The 26435-nt window shown below is 63.5% G+C and carries 32 protein-coding genes; 17 read left to right on the forward strand and 15 right to left on the reverse strand.

What is annotated here, in order from left to right; all coding sequences use genetic code 11:
* Nucleotides 1-180: 180 nt before the first annotated feature.
* Entirely contained in the window at nucleotides 181-351 is a 171-nt protein-coding gene (locus ASF65_RS21140) for a hypothetical protein (protein ID WP_156369103.1), read from the forward strand.
* A 314-nt stretch (nucleotides 352-665) separates the two neighbouring features.
* Complete coding sequence (locus ASF65_RS00005; RefSeq protein ID WP_055883328.1) at nucleotides 666-2402, forward strand: tyrosine-type recombinase/integrase; 1737 nt, start codon at nucleotides 666-668, stop codon at nucleotides 2400-2402.
* 69 nt (nucleotides 2403-2471) lie between these two features.
* Here ASF65_RS00005 and ASF65_RS00010 read toward each other — a convergent pair whose 3' ends face one another.
* From ASF65_RS00010 to ASF65_RS00025, 5 genes are all read right to left on the reverse strand, one after another.
* Nucleotides 2472-2684, reverse strand: a complete 213-nt coding sequence (locus tag ASF65_RS00010) for a hypothetical protein (RefSeq protein WP_055883332.1) — start codon at nucleotides 2682-2684, stop codon at nucleotides 2472-2474.
* A 5-nt stretch (nucleotides 2685-2689) separates the two neighbouring features.
* Complete coding sequence (locus ASF65_RS21145; protein ID WP_156369104.1) at nucleotides 2690-2839, reverse strand: hypothetical protein; 150 nt, start codon at nucleotides 2837-2839, stop codon at nucleotides 2690-2692.
* Nucleotides 2840-2893: 54 nt separating this feature from the next.
* Entirely contained in the window at nucleotides 2894-3553 is a 660-nt protein-coding gene (locus ASF65_RS00015) for a Rha family transcriptional regulator (RefSeq protein ID WP_162239433.1), read from the reverse strand.
* Nucleotides 3554-3859: 306 nt separating this feature from the next.
* Nucleotides 3860-4201: a hypothetical protein gene (locus ASF65_RS00020; protein WP_055883339.1), complete on the reverse strand. Its 342-nt coding sequence runs from the start codon at nucleotides 4199-4201 to the stop codon at nucleotides 3860-3862.
* 224 nt (nucleotides 4202-4425) lie between these two features.
* Nucleotides 4426-4713: a hypothetical protein gene (locus ASF65_RS00025; protein WP_055883341.1), complete on the reverse strand. Its 288-nt coding sequence runs from the start codon at nucleotides 4711-4713 to the stop codon at nucleotides 4426-4428.
* Between the two features lie 98 nt (nucleotides 4714-4811).
* Between ASF65_RS00025 and ASF65_RS00030 the strand changes: the two genes are divergently transcribed.
* From ASF65_RS00030 to ASF65_RS00070, 9 genes are all read left to right on the forward strand, one after another.
* Nucleotides 4812-5696, forward strand: coding sequence for a hypothetical protein (locus ASF65_RS00030; RefSeq protein WP_156369106.1), 885 nt, complete (start codon nucleotides 4812-4814; stop codon nucleotides 5694-5696).
* Nucleotides 5686-6078, forward strand: a complete 393-nt coding sequence (locus ASF65_RS00035) for a hypothetical protein (protein ID WP_055883346.1) — start codon at nucleotides 5686-5688, stop codon at nucleotides 6076-6078. The genes ASF65_RS00030 and ASF65_RS00035 overlap by 11 nt, the downstream gene beginning before the upstream one ends.
* Nucleotides 6075-7040 (forward strand): hypothetical protein, encoded by a 966-nt coding sequence (locus ASF65_RS00040; RefSeq protein ID WP_055883348.1) that lies wholly within the window; start codon nucleotides 6075-6077, stop codon nucleotides 7038-7040. The genes ASF65_RS00035 and ASF65_RS00040 overlap by 4 nt, the downstream gene beginning before the upstream one ends.
* On the forward strand, nucleotides 7037-7717 hold the full coding sequence (locus ASF65_RS00045) for a hypothetical protein (RefSeq protein ID WP_055883351.1): 681 nt from the start codon (nucleotides 7037-7039) through the stop codon (nucleotides 7715-7717). The genes ASF65_RS00040 and ASF65_RS00045 overlap by 4 nt, the downstream gene beginning before the upstream one ends.
* 1 nt (nucleotide 7718) lies before the next feature.
* A complete protein-coding gene (locus ASF65_RS00050; RefSeq protein WP_055883353.1) occupies nucleotides 7719-8405 on the forward strand; it encodes a phosphoadenosine phosphosulfate reductase family protein in 687 nt (228 codons plus the stop codon).
* A 305-nt stretch (nucleotides 8406-8710) separates the two neighbouring features.
* A complete protein-coding gene (locus tag ASF65_RS00055; RefSeq protein WP_055883356.1) occupies nucleotides 8711-9058 on the forward strand; it encodes a hypothetical protein in 348 nt (115 codons plus the stop codon).
* Between the two features lie 75 nt (nucleotides 9059-9133).
* Nucleotides 9134-9490 carry a hypothetical protein gene (locus ASF65_RS00060; RefSeq protein ID WP_055883359.1) on the forward strand — a complete coding sequence of 119 codons (357 nt, stop codon included), beginning with the start codon at nucleotides 9134-9136 and terminating at the stop codon, nucleotides 9488-9490.
* 117 nt (nucleotides 9491-9607) lie between these two features.
* The gene (locus tag ASF65_RS00065) at nucleotides 9608-10492 is read left to right on the forward strand and encodes a hypothetical protein (protein WP_156369107.1); all 885 of its coding nucleotides are present in this window, start codon (nucleotides 9608-9610) and stop codon (nucleotides 10490-10492) included.
* Nucleotides 10493-10558: 66 nt separating this feature from the next.
* Nucleotides 10559-10831, forward strand: coding sequence for a hypothetical protein (locus tag ASF65_RS00070; RefSeq protein ID WP_055883364.1), 273 nt, complete (start codon nucleotides 10559-10561; stop codon nucleotides 10829-10831).
* A gap of 7 nt (nucleotides 10832-10838) precedes the next feature.
* Here the strand turns inward: ASF65_RS00070 and ASF65_RS00075 are convergent, their stop codons facing one another.
* Together ASF65_RS00075 and ASF65_RS00080 are read right to left on the reverse strand one after the other, a co-directional pair.
* Nucleotides 10839-12101: a Y-family DNA polymerase gene (locus ASF65_RS00075; RefSeq protein WP_082505068.1), complete on the reverse strand. Its 1263-nt coding sequence runs from the start codon at nucleotides 12099-12101 to the stop codon at nucleotides 10839-10841.
* A complete protein-coding gene (locus tag ASF65_RS00080) occupies nucleotides 12098-12538 on the reverse strand; it encodes a S24 family peptidase (protein ID WP_055883365.1) in 441 nt (146 codons plus the stop codon). Before ASF65_RS00080 ends, ASF65_RS00075 begins: the two co-directional genes overlap by 4 nt.
* 155 nt (nucleotides 12539-12693) lie before the next feature.
* Here ASF65_RS00080 and ASF65_RS00085 point away from each other — a divergent pair, with 155 nt between their 5' ends.
* Nucleotides 12694-13647, forward strand: a complete 954-nt coding sequence (locus ASF65_RS00085; protein ID WP_055883369.1) for a hypothetical protein — start codon at nucleotides 12694-12696, stop codon at nucleotides 13645-13647.
* A gap of 36 nt (nucleotides 13648-13683) precedes the next feature.
* Here the strand turns inward: ASF65_RS00085 and ASF65_RS00090 are convergent, their stop codons facing one another.
* Nucleotides 13684-14205, reverse strand: a complete 522-nt coding sequence (locus tag ASF65_RS00090; protein ID WP_055883372.1) for a hypothetical protein — start codon at nucleotides 14203-14205, stop codon at nucleotides 13684-13686.
* Nucleotides 14206-14481: 276 nt separating this feature from the next.
* Nucleotides 14482-14889 carry a hypothetical protein gene (locus ASF65_RS00095; protein ID WP_055883373.1) on the reverse strand — a complete coding sequence of 136 codons (408 nt, stop codon included), beginning with the start codon at nucleotides 14887-14889 and terminating at the stop codon, nucleotides 14482-14484.
* 305 nt (nucleotides 14890-15194) lie between these two features.
* On the opposite strand from ASF65_RS00095, the gene ASF65_RS00100 reads away from it, so the two are divergent.
* On the forward strand, nucleotides 15195-16748 hold the full coding sequence (locus ASF65_RS00100) for an ISL3 family transposase (protein WP_055883376.1): 1554 nt from the start codon (nucleotides 15195-15197) through the stop codon (nucleotides 16746-16748).
* A gap of 47 nt (nucleotides 16749-16795) precedes the next feature.
* Here the strand turns inward: ASF65_RS00100 and ASF65_RS00105 are convergent, their stop codons facing one another.
* The gene (locus ASF65_RS00105; RefSeq protein ID WP_055883379.1) at nucleotides 16796-17305 is read right to left on the reverse strand and encodes a hypothetical protein; all 510 of its coding nucleotides are present in this window, start codon (nucleotides 17303-17305) and stop codon (nucleotides 16796-16798) included.
* A 493-nt stretch (nucleotides 17306-17798) separates the two neighbouring features.
* Here ASF65_RS00105 and ASF65_RS00110 point away from each other — a divergent pair, with 493 nt between their 5' ends.
* Entirely contained in the window at nucleotides 17799-18323 is a 525-nt protein-coding gene (locus ASF65_RS00110; protein ID WP_156369108.1) for a hypothetical protein, read from the forward strand.
* Between the two features lie 11 nt (nucleotides 18324-18334).
* Nucleotides 18335-18457, forward strand: coding sequence for a hypothetical protein (locus ASF65_RS22215; RefSeq protein WP_280137604.1), 123 nt, complete (start codon nucleotides 18335-18337; stop codon nucleotides 18455-18457).
* A 29-nt stretch (nucleotides 18458-18486) separates the two neighbouring features.
* Here the strand turns inward: ASF65_RS22215 and ASF65_RS21735 are convergent, their stop codons facing one another.
* On the reverse strand, nucleotides 18487-19266 hold the full coding sequence (locus ASF65_RS21735; protein ID WP_055883384.1) for a hypothetical protein: 780 nt from the start codon (nucleotides 19264-19266) through the stop codon (nucleotides 18487-18489).
* A 675-nt stretch (nucleotides 19267-19941) separates the two neighbouring features.
* Nucleotides 19942-20751 (reverse strand): hypothetical protein, encoded by an 810-nt coding sequence (locus tag ASF65_RS00120; RefSeq protein WP_055883385.1) that lies wholly within the window; start codon nucleotides 20749-20751, stop codon nucleotides 19942-19944.
* Between the two features lie 163 nt (nucleotides 20752-20914).
* Here ASF65_RS00120 and ASF65_RS00125 point away from each other — a divergent pair, with 163 nt between their 5' ends.
* Both ASF65_RS00125 and ASF65_RS00130 read left to right on the forward strand, forming a co-directional pair.
* On the forward strand, nucleotides 20915-21178 hold the full coding sequence (locus ASF65_RS00125; RefSeq protein WP_055883389.1) for a hypothetical protein: 264 nt from the start codon (nucleotides 20915-20917) through the stop codon (nucleotides 21176-21178).
* A 534-nt stretch (nucleotides 21179-21712) separates the two neighbouring features.
* Nucleotides 21713-22141 (forward strand): hypothetical protein, encoded by a 429-nt coding sequence (locus ASF65_RS00130; RefSeq protein ID WP_055883391.1) that lies wholly within the window; start codon nucleotides 21713-21715, stop codon nucleotides 22139-22141.
* A gap of 532 nt (nucleotides 22142-22673) precedes the next feature.
* Here ASF65_RS00130 and ASF65_RS00135 read toward each other — a convergent pair.
* From ASF65_RS00135 to ASF65_RS00150, 3 genes are all read right to left on the reverse strand, one after another.
* Nucleotides 22674-23969 (reverse strand): hypothetical protein, encoded by a 1296-nt coding sequence (locus tag ASF65_RS00135; RefSeq protein WP_156369109.1) that lies wholly within the window; start codon nucleotides 23967-23969, stop codon nucleotides 22674-22676.
* A 339-nt stretch (nucleotides 23970-24308) separates the two neighbouring features.
* Entirely contained in the window at nucleotides 24309-25283 is a 975-nt protein-coding gene (locus ASF65_RS00140; RefSeq protein ID WP_055883396.1) for a hypothetical protein, read from the reverse strand.
* A 392-nt stretch (nucleotides 25284-25675) separates the two neighbouring features.
* On the reverse strand, nucleotides 25676-26401 hold the full coding sequence (locus ASF65_RS00150) for a hypothetical protein (protein WP_055883403.1): 726 nt from the start codon (nucleotides 26399-26401) through the stop codon (nucleotides 25676-25678).
* Between the last annotated feature and the right edge of the window lie 34 nt (nucleotides 26402-26435).

Below are 26435 nucleotides of genomic sequence, written 5' to 3' on the forward strand. Positions count from 1 at the left end.
CCTTGCGCCCCGTCGCGCGGTCCGCCACCACCTGCTCGCGAAACGCCGTCCGCGGCGAGGAATAGTGGATCTTGGCAACCTCGCCACACGGCCACGTCGATCTCCGGGCCACCGTCCTTGATCAACAACTAGAACCTCCGGATCGGCCTAGAGTAAAGACGTCGTGAGCAGCTGAACGACATGATCCGCGCGCTTGGTATTACCGGACAGGACGGGTTCGTCGAGGCGGCGATCCCTTCGCAGAGCGGAGCCAATGTCGACTTCTGGGGCGACGGCTTCTCGACCGGCGGCCTGCATCCGATCCAGGCGGGCGGCGCTGCGATCGTTGCCGGACTGGTCGCACCGTTCTGATGCGATCGATGGTGAGACTTTCAAAAAGTCTCACCGTCGCACCTGTTCACGACGCGTTCTTTCGGTCGTTTCGTAAGTCACTGTATTCTATGGGAAAAATGGTGCCGCTTAGGTGATTCGAACACCTGACCCCATCATTACGAATGATGTGCTAAGTCGACGAATCCGAAACGAGGAGACCCGTCGGCGTTAACCTAAGACCCTCAACACCCTGTGGAAAAGCCTTCTTTGGCCGTGATGTGCTAAATTCGGTCCCGTGGGCGTGTGTTGATGCGATTACCCCAGATTTCCCCGCAAAGGAGAACGGAGATCGCATGACCGACAAGAAACGCACCGTCACCACGTTGACCCAGACCCGCGTCGACAGCCTGGTCAGACAGCCCGGCACTGCCGAGCACTCCGATCCACAGACGCCTGGGCTCTACCTCCGTCAGTCCGCAAAGGGTGCCACCCGGCGGATCTCAGTCATGCACCAGAAGCGTCGCCATCAGTTCAAGTTCGGTAGCCCTCCGACGATCAACCTGGCCGTTGCCCGCAAGATCGCGAACGCCGGGATCAGTCGCATCCACATGGGATACGAGTTGAACGCCCGGTGGCTGGACGAGCAGCTCGTCGCCAACGGCATCCAGGCGGCGCCGGCCGCCGTGGCCTCGGTGCCCCGCGTTCGGGCGAAAACCTGGCTCTACGAGGAGGGTGTCGAGGCGTACCTGAAGTCGCTGGGGGGCGGTGTGCGCCGGGAGGCGACCATCAGATCGTATGGCCATACCTTGAGGAACCCGGCGCTTCACAAGGCACTGAAGGGTAAGTCGATCGTGGATATCGATCGCCGGACTGTCGCATCGGTACTCGCCGACATGGGGAAGGCGGGGAAGTACGCGATGGCGGAAGCCGTGTGCCGCATCGTCAAGGGCCTGTGGGGGTTCATGGCGTCCGACTACGCGTCGAAGGAATCCGGTATCACCGAGAACGTGATGTTGGCCCTGAAGCCGCCCAGACGCCCGGAGAGCGCCCCGAGAGGCCACACCGTCGTCGTTCCCGAGATCGCCCAGGTCGGAGATGCGGTGGCCGCATGCCGTTCCGGCGTCCTCCATCCGACCGTGTCCGCCGCCCTGGAGTTTCTGATCCTGACCCTTCAGCGTCGTGAGACGATCGCTGGAGCCAAGATCGACGAGATGAGGCTGGACGGTCCGACGCCCTATTGGGACATCGGGGGTGACCGCATGAAAGGAAGGCAGGGTCACGCTATCCCGCTACACGGACGTGCATTGGAGATTGTCCAGAACGCCGTGGAGGCGGCGCGGCAGAGTGGATCGATCTACGTGTTCCCCGAGGCGCGACCGGCCCGAACCCACATCGACCACGTGCCGGGTCACATCGGCGTCTCGGTGCTGACGCACGATCTCAAGGACATTTCCGGTATCACGCCCCACCGTCTGCGCCACGCGTTCACGTCGGTTCTTCTGGATATGGAGGAGGAGGACGAGGACGACGATGGCGTCAGCCTGGCTTTGGGGCGCGCCTCACTGATCCTGGATCATCGGGAGGGCCGCAAGTCGGTCACCGCCAAGTTCTACGACTTCGCGCATCGGCTCCGTAAGAAGTCGAGGATCCTGGCGATCTGGACCGATCTGTTGGCGAAGCCGATCCAGGAAGCAGTCGACAGGTTCGACCCCGTCTCGGCCAAAGCCCAGATCCAGGCTGCCCGTCGCGCTCGTCAGAAGACGAAGAAGAAGAGCGAAAGTCTGAAAAACCGGGAATCTTTGGCAAAGTACAGGGAGGAACGGCGGGAGGAGGAGGTCGCCCATCGGGTCGATGTGGCTTTGATCAACCAGGTCCTCGAGGAACATCGGACCGGTCATATCAGCGACGAGGCAGCCCTGACTTCTCTCCGTCTCATGGACATCGTGACGCTGGTGGCGCACCGCATCGTTCTCGGGCACGATCTGGCAGAACGGCCCGACCTCGCGACCGCCGTAGAGGCTGCATACCGCCGGTACCCGAGCCTGCGTGAGGACGCCGCCGAGGTGAAGAGGGTAAGGGAAGCGGCCTGACGGATCCTCTGAAAGCGATCAGCCGATACTGGGAATCCAATATCGGCTGATTCTCGGGGTCTCGACGCCTCAAAGGGTCTGCTTCGACCCTCGGACGAACCCGAACGAAGTGTCCTCGTTCGCGATCGTCGTCGCGACACGGAGCCGAAGCACCTCCCGGTCGAGTTCGCCGACAAGCCTGAGGAGGTCGGCGATGCAGGCTCGGGCGTCGCCGTCGAACTGCGCAAGGGCGTCGTCGACAGGGTTGAAGGAGACGTTGGCGGGGTGAAGGATCTTGCTCATGACCGTCAGTGAGCCATCAGCGGCAGACGGGCTTGGCGGTCCACCTGTCCGAGGAGGTCGAGGGGCCGTCCAAGAAGGCCGGCGATCTCATGAATGCCTTTCGGTGTCGCGTAGGTCTGGATCCGCTCAACCCCGTCGATCGGCCTGGTGATCACACGAAACCATCCTCGCCTGCGGTACACGTCCATCGGGCGCAGGGGCGAGCCACGTCAAGCACGGAACAGCACTCTCTGGGTGAGCAGGAAATCGGTCAGCCGGCGTGCACCGACGTCGAGGATCCTGCCGACGTCGGACAGGGCGATCAGCCCGTCCGCATCAGCGTAGGCATCCCAGGACGCGGCCTCCGGGGCCGCGATCGCGAGTTGGCCTCTCGTCTCGGTCACCTCGTTGAGCAGGCGCTGCTTGTCTTGGACGAGGGTGAGGAGCGCCACCTGGACGGATGCCAAGTCGTTCAGGTCGACAAGGTCCCTCGGCCGTCTCGCTGTCTCCTGCAGTTCGGCCCGCATCCGATTGAACTCGGCCGTGTAGCGCATCTGGAGGAGCCGAGCCGTCGGAGTCGTGAGAGCCATCCCGATGAGCGTCACACCCGTCTCGGTCATCTCGTAGCCAGGGTCGAAGGTCGTTCCGCCGTTCGGCATCTGGCGGGGAAACGACGTCTTGCGGTAGAGCGCAAGACATGCGGGAAGCATGCCATCGTCGCATTGCTCGTCGGCCGCCTTAGCATCTTCGATGCGGCGTTCGATGGCCTCCATCACGGTGCGATGCGAGACTTTGAAGTATCGTGCCACCTTCAGGGGCGACGCGAAAAGATCGCCGTCTCTGGTGTAAATTGGAGGTCTCTCCGGTATCCTCTGTAGAGCCGCGGTCATGGTCGCTTCCATGGTTGGGGTCAGGCCCGAGATGCCGGTGTTCCTACCACCGCCTCGGGCCGCACTGCTTTCTGCAGGCCCTTCATTAGATGCCAGGAAGCTCTGACGACGCAAGAGCTGTCTTCCGAATTCATGTGCGATTACAGTACCTTGAGAGGTGTCCGGAAAAAGGTGTCTCATCTTCCACGATATCGCCGTATCGTGGAAATGGACGCATCCGAACTCCTCTCGGGTCGGCCTGAAATCGAGGCCGCGGGACGGCTTCGACGGCACGCGTGGTATCGAACGCCGGTGTCTGCGATGGCTCTAGACCTGCCGTAGCAACTCGACCCACTCTGCCGGGAACCGTTCCAGGAACATCGTCAGATCCGGCTCCTCAGCCGCCATGCGTCTCAGCATCTGGATCGTCGCGGTGACATCGTCGGGCGACCGGGCTCGGCTCAAAGCGAACTTCTCGTAGCCGATGTTGCCTTCGATGAAGATCACGTCCAGGAACTCGTCGGTTTCCCAGTCCCTGTGTGAATAGCCGAGCGCCAGCCAGGAGAGACGGTCGGCCAGATGTTCAAGCTCTTCGCGTCCGACGGTACGTCCACACCCGGCGCCCGCGATCTGCCACAGCGCGGCGTAGTAGGGGATGTTGGACTGCATGGCATGGTCCACGATCGCATCCTCCGTGGCCCGCCCGATGCTCCTGGTCGGCTTGTTGCAGATCCGACGGAACGCCTGATCGTCCTTCGTGTCCTGTGCGAGCCGAAGGTACGCGCAGATGTCCTAGACCAAGCCAGGGCAGGCGAACTCCTCCTTGGCGATCGGGCGCGCATCGTAGGCTATGGGGGCGCGACGTCGTCTTGTCGTCAGACCAAATCTTCCGCTCACTTGTCATCCTCCTCAGCCCTGATCACCTCGACCCACTCGTCCGGTACGACGCCGCCCTTGGCGGCTTCCTCACGTGCATGATCGAGGTCGTGCTCGCGGAACTCCGTGAAGGTCTTGGGTGGGATGCCCAGCTTCCTCTCGCGGCGCCGGAGTTCGGTGAGGGCCGCGTTCCGGATGGCTTCGGCACGATCCTCGGTCGGTTTGAGGACCGCCGCGAACCGTTCGAAGGTGCCCTCTTCGAAACGCACAACCATCGCCTCCGTGAACTTCTTCTTCTTCGCCATCAGCAGGATCCAACCTCTTTGAGATGATCCTCTCTACGCGTAGGGAAAGCGAGCGGTCAAGCGATAAGAGATCCTCGCATCGTATCTCTGAACGTATCTTGACGACGGTTCGGGCGCGCACCATTCTTGCGTCCATGATCGAGTCTCCGACCGCTTTCACCGCACGTATCATCGGCCTCAGAGCGCCGACCGAGCCGACTTCCGAGCCGTCCTGCTGGCTGTGCGCCGGCGATCTCGACGGGCAGGGCGTTCCCCTCGCCGACGTCATCGGCGCCGCGTTCACGGATCATCCGAGGCGGCACCAGTCGACGCATGTGTGCCTCGGGTGCGCGGCCACCGTGAAGGTAGCGGAGTTCCAGCGCGTCGTGAGTGAGCGGGGGATGGGGCTGAAAATCTGGGCGCAGGCCGGCTTCAACAGCTACTCGCACTTCGTCGCCGAGCCCGACGTCTACGAGTGCCCGAAGCCGGCCCGCATCCGCGAGATCCTGCTCGACCCTCCGATGGTCCCGTGGCTCCTCGCGATTAACGAAACCGGCCAGAAGCCCACGCTTGCGAAGGCACAGGTCAACGGTGGCGGTGCCGACTACGCGGTCGTGATGGCCGACGACCTGCTCTGGACATCGAAAACCGAGTTCGCCGCCTGTCTCGCCGACTTCGAGCGCATGTCGGAACTCGGCTTCGCCAAGGACGACACCATCACCGGACGCCTCCACCCCGAGAGTCTCCGCAAGGCCGGCATCGCCGGTATCGAAGCCGACCGGGCGATGCGGAGGTGGCGGTCGTCCGCACCGCACCTCCTGGCTCTAGTCGCGTTCGCCGCCCGTTCGCGGGTCTTCTTCATCGATCAAAAAAGGGGGAGGCCGCGTGATCCACGGCTTCGATACCACCGACGAGCACGCCGCCACGGCCGCGCTGCTCGTCTACGCCACGTACCGCTCCCGCAACCCGACCCGCTTCAAGGCGTCGGTGGACATGTGGGCTAGGATCGAGCGCTTCGTGAAGGACTCGGCCAAGCGGTCGAAGACACTCCCGGCCTTCATCGAGGCCCTGAAGCCGCGCCTGGCCTGCGAGACGATCTCGCCCCGTTGGATGCGGATCGGCTCGAACGGGGAGGTGCCGCTCCTCGCCGTCCACGACGCGGAGACCGGTGCACTGCGCGAGTACGTGCAGATCGACGACCCGGACCGCCGCGAGTTCCCGACGAAGCTCGTCGAGAGGTCGGATGCCCGTCAGACCATCCAGCGCCTGTTCTCCGAGACGGCCTGGGTCGTGATGCTCGTCCGTGACCGGATCGAGCGCGAGAAGCCCGCCGAGAAGCGCCTGACCGCCGCGGTCGACGCCGAGATCGAAGGAGAAGCCGCATGACCGTCCGCACCGTCCGCCTCGACGGCTTCGTCCGTCTGAAGTCGCCGCTCTCGCATATCGGCGAGACCATCTCGAACACCAGCTACCTCGTCGAGGACAGCGTCCTGCAGCAGGACGGGAACCTCGAGAAGGTGTTCTGCTACTCCGGGAACGCCTGGCGTGGTCAGATCCGCGACCTGATGTCGTCGTACATGCTGGACGCGCTCGGCCGGCCGCGCCTGTCGCTCGACGCCTTCCATCTCCTCTACTCGGGTGGTCGCATGGGCGGCTCGCAGGTGACGGATCTCGCCGCCGCCAGGGCGATCAAGGCGACGATCCCGATCGTGTCGCTCCTCGGGGGCGGCGTCGGGAACCAGATCCTCGAGGGCAAGGCGCGCTTCGGCTCGGCGTACCCGCTGTGCCGCCAGGCCATGCCGGTCCTACCGTCGCACACCCACGCCATCGCCGAGGGGATCGACTACGCCGACCTCACGATGATGAAGGAGTACAGCAGGCGCGACGACGCGAAGATCTCCTCGATCGCCGCCTACCTGCCGCAGGACGAGGGGGCGGACGAGGGGGCTAAGAAGCGCCGCGCCGATCCCGACGGCGTCGCCGACCAGATGCGCATCAGGGCCGAGTTCGTCTCGCCGGGCACCACGCTGCACTCCTGGATCGTGCTGCAGGACGTCTCGGACGTCGAGATCGGGTGCCTCGTCTCCGGTCTGCACTGCTTCTCCCGCTCGCCTCACATCGGCGGTAAGGCGGCGTCGGGCCACGGGCTCGTCGATCTGTCCTACACGATGAAGGATCTCGACACCGGAGAGGTGGTCGACTTCCTGTCGGTGCGTGACGGCGAGACCGCTCTGATGCCACCGGCGCGTGAGGCGAAGGCCGCCTACGACCAGCACCTGCGCACGATCTACGACAACATGCTGGCCGACAGCTCGTCGAAGATCGTGCAGCTCCTGGGGGCGGCATGACCTACGCGCCCATTCTCGTCACGGCCGTTCTACGGAACGGCTTCGTCACCCGAGCGCCGCTGTCCCCGGCGCTCGACGGGATCCTCGCCTACCGCCACCTCTACGAGAAGCTCGGCCCCGAAATCTTCGCGGAGAACAAGGCGGCCGGCGTGGCGACCGGTGCCGACGATCTCCCCGTCGAGATCGTCAGGGACGGCGATCACCGGTGGTACTCGGTCTCGGCGCCGATCTTCCACGCGGCTGGCGAGCAGGTCACGTTCTACCACCGCAGGTTCGACGACCACATCGGTCAGGACCGCGTCGTCGAGAAGCAGAAGCGCGTCCTGACGACGGGCGGGCCGTACAAGGCCGCCAGGAAGATGGACAGGAAAAAAATCACGAACGCGATCTCGTGGCACGTGATCGGCGACCGTCCGGAGATCGAGCGGCTCCTCTCCCACATCACGCAGGTGGGTAGTGCGCGTGGCCGCGGCTATGGCGAGGTCGTCGAGTGGCGGTACGGGGAAGGCGACGAGGTCTCGGCTCGTCTCAACCGCGCACTGCCAATCGACTATGCCCGTCGGCACGGCCTGCCCGGCAGGACGATTGAGGCCGCGCTCCATCCGCCGGCCTGGCTGCCGGAGAGCCGGACGATGTGCATTGTTCCGGACGTCCAGGCCGTCGAGCAGGCGGCCTGACATGAGGCTCGCCGACGCCGAGGTCGCCCGGCTTCACTCCCGATCCGACCGCTACCGGCGCAAGCTGGAGGTGGCCCTGGAGATCGCACGTACCGGCGTCGAAAAGGCTGGTGGAACGGCCTTCGTCGCTTTCTCGTGCGGGAAGGACTCTGCTGCGACCCTGTCGATCGCGCAGGAAGTGCTGTCGGGCGTTGAGGGTCGGATGATCCGTTGGCCCGAATCCAGGTGGATCGACGACTTCGATCGCGTCCTGTCGGACTACGAGGGGCGGGGTGTCACCATCCGCGTGCTCGACCTCTGCCGGGACAGCCTCGACGATCGTGTGCCGGAACGGTGGCGGCTGATGCGCGAGATGGAGCCTGCCGGCGGGCAGTTCGTCGGGCTCCGGGCCGACGAATGCAAGGCACGCCGGCGGACCCTGGCCATGCACGGACCCGTCTACCGTACGCAGGCGGAGGGCTACGTCCGCATCTGCCCGATCGCGTGGTGGACCGTGCTCGACGTCTCGGCCCGCATCTGGACCCACGACCTGCCGATCCTCTCGACCTACGAGACCGACATCAGGCAGCGCACCGTCGCCCGCGTGCCTCGTGGAGAGACCAGGGACGCCTTCGCCCTGCAGGTCGGGATGCGCGATCCGCAGTCCCTGGATGCGATCCGCCGGATCTACCCGGCCGACGAGATCTGAGGAGGCGCGAAAAAATAGTTAACGGACCCCTCCATCACCCATTGCGTTTTTACTACTGAGTAGTAAATTGAATCCATGAGCGACGGCGATGCAGCCGGACGCCAGAAAGGAAGATCACCATGGCCCGCTACATCGTCGTCCAGACCTCCGCCGTCTCCCTCTTCGGCCTCTTCACCACCCCGGACGGGGCCGACAAGGCCGCGGTTTAGGCCGCCGCCTGCGGGTCCTGCGCCGAGTGGACGAGCATCGAGGACCGCCCGAACCGCCTCGACACCTCCACCTTCCTCTCGCAGGTCCAGGACCAGTTGTGCGTCTTCGAGGTACCCTCGGACATCCCGGCCTACGACGAGAACATGATCCATGCGGGGTCGGTGAACGACGGCGAGATCTTCGAGAACTACAGGGATTTCCCGTTCGTCGGCACGCTGGTCAAGCGCGTGACGCTGACCGCCACCTACGACGACGAGACTTACCTCGGGCTCTCGGACAGCGACGACAACGACGCCCGCCTCGGCATCGCCGCCGACGACCTGGCTCGCGAACTGCCGGCCGGCGAGGACGGCGACGAGGTCGAGGTCAAGGACGAGGACGGCGACGTCGTCGGCACGCTGACCTTCGAGGAACGCTACGGCCGCTGGGCCTTCGCCGCCTGACCCACAACGTCAGGACACCCCGTGAGGGATCGCCGACCTCAGCATGAGGTCGGCTCAGAAGACAGGATGACCAGCATGACCCTTCATAGCCACGACGACCTGGACGACAACGGCTTCAGCCTCCGTGCAACCCTACACGCGAAGCTCGGTTCGCTGTCGCAGGCCGGATACACCGTCCACTTCCACGAGAACGACGACAGCTTCGCGATCGACGTGGACGGCTTGTCCGTCACGTTCGAAGGCTTCGGACACGCAGGACCGACCTTCACGGTCGAGACGGCGGACGGCGTGAAGCGCGAGGTCCAGTACGACGCCTCGCAGATGCGGTTCGCCGACAACTCGGAGGCCTACTGGGACATCGTCACCGATCCCCTCGGCTGGTGCCGGACCGCCGTGATGACGGCCGAGGAGATGGCCGGCGAAGCCGCCTGAAGCACTGCGATCTCGGGGCGGTCAGAGAGCCCCGCCTTAGGAATGCCTCGTCACCGCCGGGAGGGCGGTCTGCGGATCCATAAGGGACCGTCTCACTCAAATCCAAGGACCACGACCATGATCAGACGTCATTTGAACACACGCATGAAGATCGCGCTCAAGGGAGGTAGCATCATCGCGCTCGCCGTTCCGTCCGACGGAGGCGACATCCAGGGCGCCATCGCGTCGGAAGCCGAGAAGGCCGGCTCCACCGTGGCTTCGGACACGATCCAGGTCCGTGAGGTTTACCTCAGCGACGTCGAATACCCGGACCTGCGCCCGGTCTTCACGAGCGGTGTCGCGGGACAGATCCAGACCGAGGAGCAGGATTTCGCCTACGCCTACGACGCCGACGAGGTCGAGCGGATCGCGGAGGAATTCCTCGAGGGGAACACGATCCTGCTGTGCCACCTCCTGCACCAGTTGACGTACGAAAACATCCTCTCCGGTCCGGTCTACGACGTCCGCAACCCAATCGAGAACGAGACGATCGGGAAGATGGACACGCTGGAAACGCGCCGGGCGTTCGGATTGAAGCCGGCCATCAACGCGTTCGTTTCGGATTACATCGACGGTTGCAATTGCCAGCCCGAATATGACGACGTGATCAACGATCTCGACGAGAAGGGTCTGCTCCCCCCATACGCCAGCGGTTGGTGGCCGGGAGACTTCTTCATCACCGTCGCCGCGGCGATCGCCGCCGAAGTGATCCGCAACAGAGACGTTTCGAAGGAGATGGCTGAGGCCGCTCTCAAGGCGCGTGATACGAACCTCTTCGTCGTCGGACGGGACCCGTACCGGAATGACCAGATCCAGGTCGGACGCGAGATCGAAGGAGGCCGCGATTTCGTGAACCAGGGGCACTTCGCCAACTACCGCGCCATCGTCACCTGGGCGCAGGACGACGAGAACTTTCCCGCGTACGGCTCCGAGCAGGACGACTTCGAGCACGAGGCTGCCTGATCACGGTCCGACCTCGCCGCGTGATGCACCGTCGGCTATCCACGGTGCATCACAAGGACGGAACCCATGGCCACCAAGAGCACCACCACCTTCGCCGACGCCATCGCCCTCTGTGGGCTCTCGCAGGCCGAGGCTGCCTACTTCCTCGATGTGAAGCTGCCCCGCATGCAGAAGTGGAGCAGGGGAGCGATCGAGTGCCCGGACTGGGCGATCGACCGCCTGGCAGAACTCTGGCTGTCGATCTCGGGCGAGCGGGCCGATCAGGCCCTACCCGAGGGATCCGCCCTCAGACGCCAGACAGTATCGATCCTTAGGACGAGGATCCCGGTGACGACGTGAGATGACGTCACCGGGCCACCGGCACCTCCGCCAGCCTCGTCGTCCAGGCGGGGCTCTTCATCGCCCGCTTCGTGTCGAACGAGCGCGCCCCAATCCCCATCGCTCCCAGCGCCACCGTCTCCTTACCGAACCGCTTGTTGAGCGCGTCCATCGTCGACATGAGATCGGCACCACGCGTGTCGACCGCGGCGAAGAGGTCGGTCTGCTCACGACCGGCGTCGCACAGGTCTTCGAGCATGACGCCGCACTTCGTGTAGACGCCGCCCTGTTCCCACATGCTGTCGACCATCCTCGACGCCCACTTCACGATGGTCCGGCTGTCGTTCGTGGGTGGGGACAGCCGGCAGGTCCTCTGGGCCGAGGATGCGTTGGCCTTACGTCCGTTCCCGTGGGCGAAACCGATCAGCCGGCCAGCCACTGATCCTTGCTCCCGGATCTTCTCCGCCGCCCGCGCCGCCCGCCGGGCCATGGCCTCGCGGAGTTCCTCGATCGTGGTGACCGGTTCGCCGAACATGCGGGTCACCGCCGTCGCCTGGCGTTTCTCCGGCTCGATCTGAAGCTCGTCCTCGCCGATCTCATTTAACTCCCGCACGAGCCGTTCCAAGACGACGGTCCCGACGTTGCGCGCCTGGTGCGGGTCCATGGCGGCGAGGTCAGCCGTCGTTCGGATGCCCAAGGGACGGAGCCGTTCCGTCAGTGCACGACCGATCCCCCACACCTCGTCGACCGGCCAGTTCTTGAAGAGCCGCTTCCGCAGCTCCTCGTCGTGGAGATCGATGACCCCGCCGAACACCTTCTCGCCGGCCTTTGCCAGACCGTTCGCGACTTTCGACAGAGTGCGCGTCGGGCCAAGGCCGATGCGTGTCGGCAGCCCTGTGTCCCGCCTGATCTTGGCGATCACCGCCAAGGCAGTGGTCGTGTCACCCAGACCGTCGGACAGGACGGGGAGGCGGAACCACGATTCGTCGATCGAGTAGATCTCGATCTGGTCCGAGAACTCGGAAATCACCGCGTTGAAGCGCCGGTTCATGTCCGCGTAGAGTTCGTAGTTCGAGGACCGAAGCTCGAAGCCGTGCCGCTTGATCAGGTCCCGCATCTTGAAGACGGGGGCGCCCATCTTGACCCCGAACGCCTTCGCCTCGGCGCTTCTCGCAATCGCGCAGTGGTCGCCGTTCGACAGGACGAGGACGGGCACGCCGCGGAGTTTCGGGTCGAACACGCGCTCCGAGGAGACGTAGAAGTTCTCAACGTCGACAAGCGCCCACGTCACGGTTTCAGGTCCCGCACGGAGGCCCGGATCACACCCCAGATCTCGACCAGCTCGTCGGCGATGCAGACGGGATAGGTCATGCGAGAGTTTCGGGCCTCGAGGTAGGGGACGCCCTGCTTCACCACGAACTGCCGGCACACGAACCCGCCTTCGACGACGGCGATGACGATCGAGCCGTTCCGGGGGCGACTACCCTTATCGATGATCACCAGGTCGCCGTCGAACAGACCTGCCTCGATCATCGACGAGCCGGCCAGCCGGAAGACGAACGCCGATGCGCTATCGAGGCGGAGAATCTCGACCAGGTTGAGGGCTTCATCCTCCCAGTCCTGCGCCGGCGAGGGGAAACCGCATGCGGCCGGCGACACGACCCGCAGCTTGAACCCTGGCGGGAGCATGGTGATCGGGATGGGCTCGGGCGTCGGGAAATGCAGCATGCCGGTTCCTGGTGAATCATGGGGACCAGCGATCGAACATATCGTGAACAGCTTGCCTGGGAATAGCTTCCTGATGCCGCGTGTGGATATCGGGGATGGACAACTCGACCGGGTAGGCCCGCGTCTTCTACGGTGGCCGTCGACCAGGAGGCTTGATGGCTGAGTTCGAATACGACGTCGCGTTCTCGTTTCACCAGGCCGACCAAGGCCTCGCGCAACAGTTGAACGACCTTCTGGCCGGTCGCTTCCGCACCTTCATATACACCGAGCAGCAGAAGGTCCTCGCAGGCACCGACGGTGAGATCACGTTCAATGCGGTCTACGGCGGCAAAGCTCGGGTGGTGGTCGTCTTCTGCCGCAAGGAATGGGGCGAGACGCCGTTCACACGGATCGAGATGACCGCGATCAAGAACCGTGGGTTCGAGGAGGGTCTCGACTTCACGCTGTTCATCCCGACCGACGAGCCGCCTACGACGCCGAAGTGGTTGCCCCGCACGCAGCTCTGGTTCGGGCTGAGGACGTTCGGCCTTCAGGCAGCCGCGGCTGTCGTCGAACATAAGATCCAGTCGTTGGGGGGCGAAGTTCACGTCGAGAGCGTGGCCGAACGCGGTGCGCGTGCCAAACGGGCTCGTGACCTGGCTGCCGCTCAACAGCGGTTCCTGAACAGCGACCAGGGTGTGAACGCAGCACGGGAAGCCTACTTCGAGGTCCTGGACCGGCTCCGGTCCGACGTCGAGGAGGTGAAGCAGGCGTCCGGGCTGCCGATCGCCATCGTCGAGAAGCAGGACACCAAGGACGAGATCGTCATCCACGGCCTCAACGGATCCGTCTACGTCAGCTTCCCCGTGCGCTACACGAACGTCCTGGAGGACGTCCCAGTTCTGGTGAACTTCCAGGACGGTCCGCCGAAAGTCTGGTGGCTGACAGTGTTCGAGGAGCCGAGGTCGTGGGCCAAGGACCGATACCAGTACTCGCTGCTCGGGCCCGACCGACGTGCATTCCAAGAGGTCGGCGGCGCGGCACGGGAGTTCACGCCTGCCGATCTCGCCGGGCACATCCTGCGCCGGTACATCGACCTTTCCGAGAAGCACCACAGGCCGAGGCGTTGACCTCGACCTGCAGGTTCTTCATCTGCGAGGACTACGTCAGGACGTCGATACGACGGTATAGGCGCTTCCACCAGCGTACCCGGCTTCCCGGATCGAACCGAACGCCCGTCTCCCGATTTGAACCAGCATGGCGCCCCTGCCGGCATCCATGGGCGCTTCGAGGTCGACCGCACGCCACCTGTTGTCGGAGTAGGATCGGATCTCGATAGTCGTTCCATCGATCATCAGCGGTTCACGACGAATCCACCAGGCCGCCGGTTCCGCGCCCTTCGTGCCTTCAAGCCGGGACACGTCGGAGGCCGACCAGCCAAGCGTCCCTCGCGCTTCCGACCACGGCTGGAAGTCGGCTTCGTTCAGCAGGAAGCGGACATGCAGGACGTCGCCGCCGCGCCAGTCGGCACCACGATCGATCGACGAAGACCGGTCACCGGCCGGGTTGCTCGTCGCCCAGAGCACGTCCTCCCGCATCCCGCCGATGCGGTTCCCGCTCGGGCGCAGAACACCAGAGGACAGGATCCAGGGCAGACGGGCGGTGTCGGTATGGTGGTAGAGCGTCACGTGCACCTCGTCGAACGATCAGGCGCACCATGGCTGGAAGACGTTTCGGGAGGGCTATGAAGGTCATTCGAATGCGATCGAACTCAACCGTCCTGGCGTGTGGTCGAGTGTGACCACTCACTAACGTGATCGTTCGAATTCGAGCAGTTACGAAGACTTTTTCAAATCTCTCATAGCCAACAGATCAAGGGCTTAGCCCGGCCGTTAGGATGGTCGAAAGCATAGGTGTCGGGCATTTGAAGCATCGTGTTCATACGATGCCCCAGTGCCACCGCATCACAGCGCTTTCTGCGACGACGTTTTGCCAGGCATGGGTACGGGCACCGGTCCCCACGTCGAGACCACTTTCCGACCCCACTGGCGCTTCCCGTCCTTGCCCTGGGTCCACAGTTGGCATGGGACCGAGATGACGATGTATCCGTCGGACGACCTCATCTTATTCGGCACGATCGCGCTGTAACCCTTCATGGGGATCTTCTCGCCGGCGTTGCCCATCGTGTTGCCCGCGGGGAAGCCGTCGGGCCTGTAGAGTGCGCTCGGGGGTGGGTTCGAGGCGTCGTCCTTATCGAAGAAGTCGACCCACGGCGGGCCGTCCCCGGACTCGAGATCACAGTCCAATAGCTTGTGAACGGTCGCCGTGACATAGACGCGGTCGATCCCGTCAGCGTCCCTGCGGCGGTCCACTTCGAAGCCGTTGACGGTCCCGTAGACCTGGACGGGCTGGGTGGCGTCGACGATGTGAAGACGCCTGCAATTGTGTCCCCCTTGGCGGGGTGTTTCGCTTCGAATGCTGGATCTGACGCAATCTCGATGACGATCAGGGCGCCCCGAGCAGCCGTGCTTCGAGCAAGTCCAGCTTAGCGCGGCCGTACATCTGGCGTTTGATGAGTTTCAGTCGGTTGATGTCATTCGGCGTGCAACTTTGGGTCTGACTCATCTTCGGTGCAGTTTAGCGGTGGGAATGGCGGTTTCGATCTGGGATCGCTGCCATGTCGTGTCGCCTTTCGCTCTCAACCGTCGTTCCAGCCGGACTCGCTGTCGACCATCAGGAGTTCGCTGACGGCGTCCTGATCCTCACCGTCTCGGCACGAGCGTCATCGGCGGCATGTCCATCCTGCGATCGTCTTTCGCACCGGGTTCACAGCCGCTATCACCGGCGCGTCGCAGACCTGCCCCTAGGCGGTCGGGCCGTGCATCTTCGATTGGTGACGAGGCGCTTCCGATGTGACGAGCGGGCGTGTCGGCGACGCATCTTTGCCGAGCGATTCGGGACGAGCGTGTTAGAACGGGCCCGTCGTACCGATCGCATGGAAGGCATTGTCCATCATCTCGGCCTCGCGCTTGGCGGCAGGCCGGGCGCTGCGTTCGCCGCCCGTCTGATGCTTCCGGTCAGCAACGACACGCTGCTGCGCGTCGTTCGGCGCCGGGCTCGTGCACGCGCCGAGCCCCTTTGCGTTATAGGCATCGACGACTGGGCGTTCAGGCGCAACCATCGCTACGGCACGATCATCTGCGATCTGGAACGGCGCCGGGTCGTCAATCTGCTGCCCGACCGCGAGATTGCGACTGTCGCTGCGTGGCTCGTGGCCCATCCCGGCATTCGCGTTGTCTCCCGCGACCGAGGCGGCGGCTACGGAGAAGCGGCAGCACGGTCACTTCCCGAGGCGATCCAGGTCGCCGACCGCTGGCATCTCATGGAGAACGCCAGCGGCGCCTTCCTCGAAGCGGTATCGAAGTCGATGAAGCCGATCCGTGCTGCGCTCGGCGCGACGATGATAGACCCAAAGCTTCTCACCTGTGCCGAACACCTTCAGTACGAGGGATACCTTCGCCGCGAGGAGACGAACGCTATCGTCGCGGAGCTGTCGGCCAACGGCGTCTCGATCAAGGAGATCGTCCGCCGGACGGGGCGCAGCCGCAAGCTGGTGTGCCTGATCGTACGAGGCCAGCGCACGGATATGTTCCGCACTCGCCAAGGCTCGCTCGACCCGCACCTCCCGTTCCTCGACGCTCAGTGGGAGGTAGGCTGTCGCAACGGCGCCGAGCTCTGGCGCCGGCTACGGGCGCTCGGCTTTGCCGGATCGACCCGGGTCGTCTCGGAGTGGGCGACGCGACGACGCCGCTCCGAACGCATGACGAGCACCCAACTCCATAAGCCGCCATCGACTCGTACGATCGCCCGTCTGATGACACTGAAGCGCGACCATCTCACGAAGGCAGAAACCCTCACCGTCGCTGCGATCGAGCAAGGAGCGCCAGCCCTGGCCGAAGCGCGAACCCTGGTCGACCGCTTCCAGTCCATCGTCCGTCGCAAGGCCGAAGCCGATCTAGCCCCTTGGCTCCAAGACGCCGGCTCCAGCCTCATCGCCTCCTTCGCCCGCGGCATTACCAGGGATTTCGCGGCTGTGCGTGCTGCCGTGACCGAGACATGGTCGAACGGTCAGACCGAGGGCCACGTCAACCGACTGAAGCTCGTGAAGCGCCAGATGTACGGTCGCGCCAAGCTGGACCTTCTCGAAGCCCGCCTCATTGGCGCACCATGAACGTCATCAGAATTGCGTCAGATCCAATTTTGGACGCCGATCCGGGGTCAGTTTTGCAGGCCGTTTGACAGGAAGCCGAGGAGATCTCGCTCGATGCGGGACGGGAGGCCCATGACGGACTGTCGGACGACGTTGAGGCACGAGGCGAACGTCGTCTCGACGATGGACGTCATAACGAGGATGCCGGTCCGCTCCGCGGTGGTGATCTTCCGGGCCTTGATCATCTCGCGCTTCAGTTCGGCGTCGAGGTCGAGGGAGTAGTCCTCGGTGGACTCGGGCACCTTGCGGCGTTCCTCGGCCGCCGCCTGAGCTTCGCGCCACTCTATCAGGGCGCGCACGTCGATCAGGATGGAGCCCTTGGACCCCTTGCCCTCGACCGGCAGGCCCTTCTCGACCCACCGGCTGATGGTCCCGCGGTCGTAGCCGGTGAGGCTCGACAGGTCGGAGATCGACACGACACGGGACGACTTGCCGGACCTCAGTTCGGCATCGCGGATCGCGTCGGCGGTGGTGCGTTTCGGCCCGGTTCGAAGCGGGCGCATCGGTTTCGCCGGCATCTCGGGCTCCGGTTCGTGGACGATGCCAGGAAGGCGGAGACCGTGTGCGGAAACCTACGTCAAAATCGGCGGATCGGAGGAAAAGTGCCCCAGGACTCGATGCCCGCGTCCGAGAAGGCGATCCGAGGCCAAACGCCGATGGCTCCTGCGTTCGGTTGCCTGTGAGAGGCTCCCTGATGCCTCAGGAGCGGGTTTCCGACGTGCTGCTGCTGCGGCACGCCCCAAAATTTTCTCTCAGACAGAAAAGCAGGGCGGTCGCGAACGCTCCCGCATGTGCCTGAACTGGCGTGGGGCCCCCTGATTTCGATGGTCAGGATAGCAGGAGCTACGGAGAAGCTTCAGGAGGGGCGATGGCAATGTGTGCCGAGTCCACATATTCCTCTGTCATCGCACCGATCGTGCGCCATCTGCGCGCCTTCTCTCGACATCGCTACGACCTGACGTAGGGTTATGTCTGGCAGTTCGATTCAGCCAGTATTGTACGGAGTGCACCATGCGGCGACGACGTGCCTACCTTACCGCAGGCGTGCTCGCTACCGCCTGGTTTCTCTGGGGCTGTACCGACCTTCGCAGTTGTCCCGAAATTGACGACATGGCGGATGGGGTTAGGCTGACGATCACCGAACTCAAGGAGCGCATCGTCATTCAGCGGACGGACGAAGGTCTGATCCTGATGACACGCATAGCCGTTCCGAGACCTGCCGAGCAGCCGAAGCAGCGGCTGTCCCACGCCGGTTTCCTGCTCGTAGAGGAGCGCTATGAGGATGGCCGGGTGGCAGATTACGTCCTGGACGAGGGGCCGGGCTATCTAACTCTGCCGATACCTGAGGGTCAGTACAGGTTTCTAGGCCACGGGACGTTGAGTGGACAGGAGTTCGGAACAATCAACGAACTGGTGAACGAGGGGCACTACGCCACGATCGAGAGCGCCGGCTGCTCGTACCGCACTCAGGTACTCAAATACCTTACTCTCAAAACCTCAATCACCGTCGACGGCAAAAAAAGAGCGGGATTGTAGGGCGTCTGTACATGTCCGAGGAACTCGGTTTTCCCCTTCGATGGGAGTACTATCAGGACACCACCCAGCAGAAGCTGATCGGTACTGAGACAATGTCCAACATCGAGCGGATGTCCGACCTTCAGGGACGGTGAACAACGTATCTGTTGCCCTGTCCTAGACCTTAGAACGGGATCTCGTCGTCCATGTCGTCCGCCGTGGGACGAGAGCCAGCGCCTGAGCCACGCCCACCGTATCCCCCACCATAGCTGCCGGCATTCTTCTTCGGGCCTTCGATCGCCAGCGGTTTAGGTGGGGGGCCAAGGCGTTCGATCTCGTCGTCCTCGGCCTGCTTGTCCTTGCCCAAGAGTCTGGTGATGTTGGTGATCGTCTGTATGGCGCCAGGGGCATCGGCCAGCGTTGATGTTCCTGAAGCGGTGAGGTTGAAGGTCAGGACTGCTAGAACCGCCATGGTCTTGCCAAAGCCGACCCGCTGCTCGTTCATCTCGGCGACCAGCTCGTCTACCTTCTTGAGCAGGATGTCACGACGATCCGGTTTGAGATCCTTTGCGCTTTCGATGGCGCTTCGGAGCTGTTCGATCTGCAAGCCGATCGCGTGACGTGTTCTGGCACTCAGCCGGACCGACAGAGCCTGAGACGATACTGAAGTCAGACGCATGCGGGTGGTGACGCGATTGACCGCTAGGAAGAAGTTCCCGATCTCACGATCTGGATTGTCCGCGTTGTAGGGGTATTCGATGCCATCGATGCCCAAGGCTTCGGCCGCACTGGCAACCGTCGACATGTACTGCATTCGGATCATCGCATCGTAATACTCGGACCCGCTCTGCGACACGATTGCGTTCAAGCGCCGACGGGCTATCGATTCGAGCGCCAGGAACCGTGGTCCTGATTCATGGGGGAGCGACGCGAAGTCCTCCTCGGTGACCAGTTCTTCGTCCATGCGTCCCCCAAGTTTCCCAGGACGATACTCAGAGGCCGAGCGGAGTCCAGCGGAACGATCTCGATCTGACATCGACAATCGTCGAGAACGCATCGAGGCGTCGACGTCGAGACGAGGTCGATCGACCTCGACGATCGTCGAGCAACGTCGACGTTCGGTCGAGCACGACGGCCCTACATCAAACCCCAGTGTAGCAGGGCTTACGTCGAGGTCGTCGACGTCGACGCCTCGAGCCGACGTCGATGGCTGTCGACACACACAACGAACCTGATTGCCCCCTTCGAACGGCTCGAAAGCATCCTCGATCGATGCCTCGACCGTCGAGGTCGTGTCGACGTCGACGTCTCGACACGACCTCGACAGCCTGCCGATGGGTTGTCGATAAGGGGGCGAGGATCATCTAGGACTGACCATTCTCGAAAATCATGCGATGCCAGTGCCTTACAGACGGCAACGAAGAGATTGGTGTCGAAGAACGTCGAGGCTACGTCGAGCCAGAAAACGGCTTTGACCACACTTTTCAGAGGCCGCGTGGGGGGAAAGTTGGTCGATTTGGGGGAAGTTCCGCCCCAGGATGTGGGGAAAGGCAAAAACCTACCCGAAATTTGCAAGCCACATCAACGGTTTAGCGAAACGCGTCACGTCCTGAATATATGAACATAGAAGAGGAACGTGTCAGCCGTTCGCTGCCATGCGAGACAGGACGTACTTCAGGCGACGCTGGACGATCCTAGGCATGCCTTCCATCGCCTCCTCGACCGACGCGTTCCATCCACGCTGAAGCGTGTCGTCATCGTAGTCCGACCTGGGGACCGCAAGGACGAGGAGGATCGGCGGTCGGTTCTCCGCCCTGGCGTCCTCGCCTGGATTCCGCTGCCAGAAGCCCATCGTGCCGCGGCGTCCGGACTTTTCGAAGAACATGTCGGAATGCGATCCCGCGTACTCTTTTCTCGATCCGTACGGGGCGCGCCTGGAAGGCCGCTGGGAACGGCTGGACAGGGTCGAGATCGCGTTGCGTCGCAGGTTGCCGTGCTTGTCGACGGACATGCCTTGGTAGCGCTTCAACATGCCCTCGTGCGGGATGAAGTTCCACTTGGTCGCCGCACCCACGTCACCGGCTTCGCGCTCATCCTCTTCGCCCAAAGCGTACTTCAGGTACGAACTTTGGGTCTTCTGCGTCTTGATCGACGACCGGAGGACATCCGTCCCGCTCTTCCGTGCAGCCGGGTTGTTCACGACCGCAGAGTTCTTCTGCCCAGGCCGAATCTGAGTGAACTCGGCCGGTCCTCCCTGAATGTCGCGCCGAAAGACGTCCGCCAACCGCTCGTTGGCGTCGAGGGCGACGTCGTCCAGCGTTCCCCTGAGGACGCGGTCGAAGGCGCGCTCACCAAGCTCCTCGAGGTCGCCTGCCAGGTCGGCGAGCGTCCTGTCGATGATCTCGACCGTTGTCCTCCTGCCGCCTGAGCGGGATCGTGAGCGCGCCATGCGATGCCTCTTGTGCTGCCTGTCCGACGACCGTACGGGCGCTCGACTGCGGAAGTCTCCGTCGAAAAGCATCGGCCTTGCTCTTGCACAATGTAGTTAACGAAACTACATTGAGATAGGAGCCGGAAGCCATGGTAGGCCCGGAAAGCTTGGAGAAAACGATATGTCGAAGGCCCTCTACGCGGGTGAATGCAGCAAGTGCGGGCACTTGAACGCGCACCACTGGCCACACGTCCTGGACGGTGAGTTCGCCGAGTCTTACGACGCTGACTGCACCGGGTCCGTGGACGGTGGGGCCAGCCAGTGCTTCGCCAACGTCACGCTCGTCCTCCACACCGAGGAAGAGTTCGACGGCCTGGTCGAGGGGCGTCGTGAAGCCGAGGAAGAGCGCCTGTACGCTTCGACGGGCGTCCTGTCCGCCGCCTGATCCCACCGGAACGAAGGATACCCGACATGACGACGGTGAGGAGGACCGGTGGTAGGCCCAAGGGCGCGAGTGGTGCTCGACCTGGAACAACGACCACGTTCGGTCACGCCGTCGTGGCTTGCGGCATGACCCTCGGGGAGGCGGCGTCATACCTCGACGTTTCCCTCGGGTCCGCACGAGCCTACGCCCTCGGAACGAGGACCGCGCCTCCGGCCATACTCGACCGAATCGCCGAGCTGTGGGAGCAGGTTAGCTTCCGACGCGATCCTGGTGTCCTTCTGCCGTATCCAGCGGCCAAGAGACGGGAGGCACTCCACGACCTGCGGACGAGGTCGTGGAGACGACAGCCGGAACCGGAACCTGTCGGACGATCGTACGACGACATAGACGGCCTGGAGTGACCCTCCGGGCCGTTCCTTTTTGTGCCGGCCGTCACCCAAAACTTCGAGATGGATCGAATCCCTCGGCATCGGCCAGCATCTCGATAAGAAACGTCCGGCAGACTCCTCGCATCACCCGACAGGAGCCGCACCAATGCGCATCAGGACCATCCTTCTCGCCGCCGTCACCGCATGCGCGGCGATCCTGTCCTCCACCGCCCAGGCGGCTCAGCCCGACTACGAAGGTGTCTTCGTCGACCACTGCGCCGGCGGGAAGGCCACGTGTTCCTTCGACGTCGAACGCCGCGGGAAAACGTACCGGCTGACGTGGCAGGCTACCGACCGCACCGGTCGGGAGCGTCACTGCAACTTCACGGCCGACCTGGTGGTCGCGACGGGCAAGGACATCCGGAAGCACCTGGGACGCGCCTTGGTCGGGCCGGTCGAGGGCAGCGGTGCTGCCGTCATCCTCACCGTCGACGGGGATGACGCCGTCCTGCGGACGACCGGGGGAGCCTGTCGCTCGCCGGTTGGTACGATCGAACCGGACGGGTCGTACGACAGGGAGATCGGGGACTATTGATCTCGACAGGAGGCGCCGCCGGGCTTCGCCCGGCATGCCTCTTTCTGACCCCCGTAGGATCAATCCTGGTGAGGCAGGAGAGGCAGCATCAGGAAAGACTGGCGATGTGACGGGAAAGGCTGAAGCCCGTCCTGACGCATCCAGGGTGCTACCCTTCGACGTCGGCGATGGAGTCGGAGGAGTGTGGGCCACCGTCGTGTCCTGGATCGTCTGTGAGAGGCATGATTGCGGGGGGTGCCCTATCCTGACCCCGACGCGACCTTAGTCTCTTGAGCCTTCTCCAGACGACGCGGGAAATTTAACCGACAGGAGATGGGGCGGATTTTGACGGCCGTCGCCGTGAACTGTCTGAACCGGGGTGCCTGGGTCGGGAGGTGTCTCTCACGTCAGCACCTATGTCGATCCATCCTTGACCTGTCGTAGTCTATCTTGGGCCTGGCCCTGGGACGGGGATAGCTTTTTATCTATACACCTAAAGTCACACCCCCATCGGTGTGCATGGGAGCACGGCAAGCGTTCTCCCGTATGCTTGTTAATTAGACACCGTTTTGCACACCCCGGAGGTGACCTCGGCCCACATCCGGATCGCCGTCCGTCGGTTGACGCCTGCCTTGACGGCCACGCCGGTCTGAGACGGACTGCCACCGTCTGCTACGATGGTATGGTAAGCGTCAATCATGGCTGTCAGCGTCTTGTCTGCCCGGATGGCCACGGCGCGCTTTCCTGCCGCTGACTGTGCCTTCTTCCTCGTCATCCCGTCCGTTACGTGCCGCATGGCTCCGCGTGCTACGCGGACGACCTCGGCCTTCGACGGATCCCACGACGCGGAGGCGTGCGACACGACGCTGTTCCAGACTCGCTCGGCCGCCACGTCACTCCAGGCTGGATCTCGGTCGAGGTCTGCAAGAGGCATCCTTTCGCGTAGAAGGTCGGCCAGGGCACTGGGATCGACGGACGGCTGGACGGCGTCGAGGTAGATCGGGTCGTTGACGCTATGGGCGGCGCGCAGGAGGTCGTAGGCCGTCCGCTGCCAAGCGGTGAAGGCCACGTTCGATGGCGCCTTATCCAACCCGCTCTGGACCTCCGCCGCCTGCCTGGAAAGCTTCTCCGGTGAGATGCGCGTGTCGACCCAATCCGACCACTCTGAGAGGCTCGGCCAGACCTGGTTGTTCAGCGCCGCAGACCAGAGGTAGGGCGAGAGCGGATTCTTGCCTCGCACGAGGAAAGGCGACGCCGCTGGATCGGCGCCGAGGTGAAGCAGAGCACTGTTGATGCCCCTCGCAACACCGGCCAGGAGGCGCCTGGGTTCGGAGCGCCCGTTCGGTCCGCAGTTTACGGCCGAACCGCGGGGGAGTATCACCCACAGGTGGGGACGGATGAAGGCTTCAAGATGGTAGACTTCCGTGGTCGTTCCATCCTCGCTTGTCGTCCTGATCCTCGCCGGTCCGACGTCGCCGCAGATCAGGTGCGGCATGCACGGGAGGTCGCCTGCCTCGACGACATCCCGGATGGCGGCGATCGCGTGATCCGGTGACGGGAAGACGAGATCGAGATCCACGCGGATCAGCGACACCATCCGCCGGTTGCCTTCGATATAAGCCACGTCCAGCCCGAGGAGCTTGCTCGGGCCGACCGGCATCATGACGTCTTTCGAACGTCCGCCCCGGAGGGTTTTTCCCTTCGGACAACCGCCGACGAAGAGCGCTCCGGACAGACCGAGATGGTCCGATCGAAGACCGGTCTCGCCAAAATCCGCACGACGGCGTCCGAGGACGATCTGTCCAAAATCGCGGTGCCGGAACCCATGCTCGAGGCGGTCGCGCTCCATCCGCTTCTGCTCGCGACGTCTGGCGATGAATCGCTGACGGTCGTCAGAGGGGGACGTGGCACCCCGTTTGTTTGCGGTTTGTTCACCCGCGCAGTTCATTCCAAATCCCGCCGTTCGGACGGCCTGGGATCGACTGCGTGGCCTTGATAACTCGGGTCTCTGGGACTAGAGTTGTCGGTGAAGAGGGGCCGGCAGTCGAATCAGGCGGTTGGTTTCAAGAAGCGGGTCTCGTTTTGCCGACGGGACCCGTTTCCGTTTCTAAATCAGTGTGGAGCTGAATCGATCGGGCGTCTATGGCAGGCGTTAACCGGATGTGAATCGATCGCCCCGGAATCCGTCCTATTCGTCGATCGAAGTGTCAGCGTAGTTAACAGACTCTTCCCCGTCTGCGTCGGATTCATCGGACCCAGGAACCTCGCCGACCGCGTCCGAAGCCTTCGGCGCGAAATGGCGTCTCAGGCGAATCATGTCCTCACGTGTCGGATGGGTCAGGATGCGAACCTCGGCATCGGGCATCGCCTCAAGGATCGCCGTCACCTCCGGATCGCTAGGGTCAGCCGGCTGAACGTAGCCGAGGTCCTTGCCGAAGATGATTATGGGGCGACCGTCGTCTGGATCTTTGAACGTGTGATCGGTCCTGGAACGCGAGAATGACGTTCCGAGCCCCTCATGGCCGAGATCGGGCACATTCCGGCTGTCTGGCAACGACATCCTGCCGGTCAACTGCCTGACGGCTGCCTCCGAGAAGAGCCTTTCGTCCTTCAGCATGCCGATGGCGTTGGACCTGCCGATCCGGGCAGGAAGGGACCCGCTCGTCTCCGCCTCGTCGATGTCGCCACGGCGGACGCATAGAGAGAGCCGGCCGATCGCCTGCTCGTTCGTCTCGTCGCCACCGGCCGCTTCCCTGATCATCTGGAGAAGGAAAAAGCGGCCGTGGGAGTTCGTCCGCTGGGTCGGTCCGTGATCCGTGTGTCGCCTGAGCTTCATTGACGACCAGTCCAGAACCCGGAACGGAATCTGCTCAACGGCAAGCGGTCTGACCGCCCCGGCCTCTTTGGGCGGGTGGTCGTCGATCCGCTCAATTACAACGGCTGGGTCACCCGCGTTGGCCAGGATGTCCAGCACCCTCGCGGTATGCCGCCAATCGACCTTCTGCCGGCCCTTGGCATCCAACCACGTCCCCGTCGCCTTGTCCTTCTGGCGCACCGTTCCCTGAACGTACCTGCCGTTCTCGCCTTTGATCTCGACACGCCGGGTCAGGAGGATCGCATCACCGATGACGAGGTCCCGCGCCTTGCACTCGATCCACCCCACGTCACGCCTCCTCGTCGGTCGAGGGGACGGCCGGCCATTCGGGGGGACGGAAGCCACTTTCGAGCCACGACATCACTCTGGAAGCGACGGGGTTCGGCGGGCGGGCGTTCGAACCGGCCGGATCGGCCTCCCACTTCCTGATGGTCCTGGGGTCGACGCCGAGGAGGCTTCCAAGATCGTAAATCGAGAGGCCCAGACGAAGCCTGGCGGCCTTGAACTCTGCTGGTGACATGTTGTTCTCCGGCGGGCGTCAGTGCCCGATCCTGAGTGTCAGTTTGGTGACCAATGGTCACTACGTCAAGGCCACGTGACTTGTGACGTCACAACGCAGGCAACGGATTTTGTGACGTCACAGCCCGCGAGAGCAGGGTTTTCTGTGACGTCACAACCTTTCAGAACCTCTCGCCGTCGTCGTCCTTACCGCCTTCGGCCAGCGCCTCAATGTGCGCGATCCGGGCTTCCTCTGGATCATATGGAGACCGCGACTGAGCGTCGATCCACGCCTCCTCCTCAGCCGATATCGAGGGGGCTCCATGTGACCTATCGGCGATTCTCGTTGGTCGATGTGTGTTACGCACTGTCGGTGTAACGGGGGTGCCGGGGGGTGTGACGCCGCGGGAGATCGTCACCGGCTCGTTGCCCGATGGCAGCGTCCCGCGTCTATCGATCAGCATCTGAAGAAGTGCCTGAGCCCGCAGGACCGCTTCGGAGGGACTGCAGGTCCAGTAGCGTTTCGTGAGCAGTTCGAAGCGCATGAGGGCAGCCTCGTTGGCCAGGTCCACGATCGTGCAGTTGGCGTGAGACGCACCGCGAGCCTTGAGGCCGGCGACGTCATAATGGATCGCCAGCAACGTCACGGCATCTTCGAGAAGCTCCTCAGCCACCCGCGACCTCTCCCCGGCCTCTGAGAGCCGCGCCTCGAGTTCGGCGATCCGCTCGGTCTTGGCGACCAGGACGGCGAGGCGCTCCGCTTCTCGTTCCGCGAGTAAGCGCTCTTGGGCTGCAGCACGTTCGGCCTTCCTGGCTCGACTGTCTCGCTGTCGGGCGCGTGCGTCCTGACGAAGGAGTTCGGCGGCATCTTCGGGCGTTAACCCGCTGTTCATAGGTACGGCCGTCATATGCTGGACTCCGCCGGGATCATGAGGATCGTTG

It is taken from the genome of Aureimonas sp. Leaf324 (genome assembly GCF_001423245.1).
Lineage (GTDB): Bacteria > Pseudomonadota > Alphaproteobacteria > Rhizobiales > Rhizobiaceae > Aureimonas.

What these genes read in the sequence shown, in the direction of transcription:
- ASF65_RS21140 (WP_156369103.1), top strand. Translation starts at nt 181, where the DNA reads ATGATCCGCGCGCTTGGTATTACCGGACAGGACGGGTTCGTCGAGGCG.
- ASF65_RS00005 (WP_055883328.1), top strand. Translation starts at nt 666, where the DNA reads ATGACCGACAAGAAACGCACCGTCACCACGTTGACCCAGACCCGCGTC.
- ASF65_RS00010 (WP_055883332.1), bottom strand. Translation starts at nt 2,684, where the DNA reads ATGAGCAAGATCCTTCACCCCGCCAACGTCTCCTTCAACCCTGTCGAC.
- ASF65_RS00015 (WP_162239433.1), bottom strand. Translation starts at nt 3,553, where the DNA reads ATGACCGCGGCTCTACAGAGGATACCGGAGAGACCTCCAATTTACACC.
- ASF65_RS00020 (WP_055883339.1), bottom strand. Translation starts at nt 4,201, where the DNA reads ATGCAGTCCAACATCCCCTACTACGCCGCGCTGTGGCAGATCGCGGGC.
- ASF65_RS00025 (WP_055883341.1), bottom strand. Translation starts at nt 4,713, where the DNA reads ATGGCGAAGAAGAAGAAGTTCACGGAGGCGATGGTTGTGCGTTTCGAA.
- ASF65_RS00035 (WP_055883346.1), top strand. Translation starts at nt 5,686, where the DNA reads ATGTGGGCTAGGATCGAGCGCTTCGTGAAGGACTCGGCCAAGCGGTCG.
- ASF65_RS00040 (WP_055883348.1), top strand. Translation starts at nt 6,075, where the DNA reads ATGACCGTCCGCACCGTCCGCCTCGACGGCTTCGTCCGTCTGAAGTCG.
- ASF65_RS00045 (WP_055883351.1), top strand. Translation starts at nt 7,037, where the DNA reads ATGACCTACGCGCCCATTCTCGTCACGGCCGTTCTACGGAACGGCTTC.
- ASF65_RS00050 (WP_055883353.1), top strand. Translation starts at nt 7,719, where the DNA reads ATGAGGCTCGCCGACGCCGAGGTCGCCCGGCTTCACTCCCGATCCGAC.
- ASF65_RS00060 (WP_055883359.1), top strand. Translation starts at nt 9,134, where the DNA reads ATGACCCTTCATAGCCACGACGACCTGGACGACAACGGCTTCAGCCTC.
- ASF65_RS00065 (WP_156369107.1), top strand. Translation starts at nt 9,608, where the DNA reads ATGATCAGACGTCATTTGAACACACGCATGAAGATCGCGCTCAAGGGA.
- ASF65_RS00070 (WP_055883364.1), top strand. Translation starts at nt 10,559, where the DNA reads ATGGCCACCAAGAGCACCACCACCTTCGCCGACGCCATCGCCCTCTGT.
- ASF65_RS00080 (WP_055883365.1), bottom strand. Translation starts at nt 12,538, where the DNA reads ATGCTGCATTTCCCGACGCCCGAGCCCATCCCGATCACCATGCTCCCG.
- ASF65_RS00085 (WP_055883369.1), top strand. Translation starts at nt 12,694, where the DNA reads ATGGCTGAGTTCGAATACGACGTCGCGTTCTCGTTTCACCAGGCCGAC.
- ASF65_RS00100 (WP_055883376.1), top strand. Translation starts at nt 15,195, where the DNA reads ATGTCGTGTCGCCTTTCGCTCTCAACCGTCGTTCCAGCCGGACTCGCT.
- ASF65_RS00105 (WP_055883379.1), bottom strand. Translation starts at nt 17,305, where the DNA reads ATGCCGGCGAAACCGATGCGCCCGCTTCGAACCGGGCCGAAACGCACC.
- ASF65_RS00110 (WP_156369108.1), top strand. Translation starts at nt 17,799, where the DNA reads ATGCGGCGACGACGTGCCTACCTTACCGCAGGCGTGCTCGCTACCGCC.
- ASF65_RS22215 (WP_280137604.1), top strand. Translation starts at nt 18,335, where the DNA reads ATGTCCGAGGAACTCGGTTTTCCCCTTCGATGGGAGTACTATCAGGAC.
- ASF65_RS21735 (WP_055883384.1), bottom strand. Translation starts at nt 19,266, where the DNA reads ATGGACGAAGAACTGGTCACCGAGGAGGACTTCGCGTCGCTCCCCCAT.
- ASF65_RS00120 (WP_055883385.1), bottom strand. Translation starts at nt 20,751, where the DNA reads ATGGCGCGCTCACGATCCCGCTCAGGCGGCAGGAGGACAACGGTCGAG.
- ASF65_RS00125 (WP_055883389.1), top strand. Translation starts at nt 20,915, where the DNA reads ATGTCGAAGGCCCTCTACGCGGGTGAATGCAGCAAGTGCGGGCACTTG.
- ASF65_RS00130 (WP_055883391.1), top strand. Translation starts at nt 21,713, where the DNA reads ATGCGCATCAGGACCATCCTTCTCGCCGCCGTCACCGCATGCGCGGCG.
- ASF65_RS00135 (WP_156369109.1), bottom strand. Translation starts at nt 23,969, where the DNA reads ATGGAGCGCGACCGCCTCGAGCATGGGTTCCGGCACCGCGATTTTGGA.
- ASF65_RS00150 (WP_055883403.1), bottom strand. Translation starts at nt 26,401, where the DNA reads ATGACGGCCGTACCTATGAACAGCGGGTTAACGCCCGAAGATGCCGCC.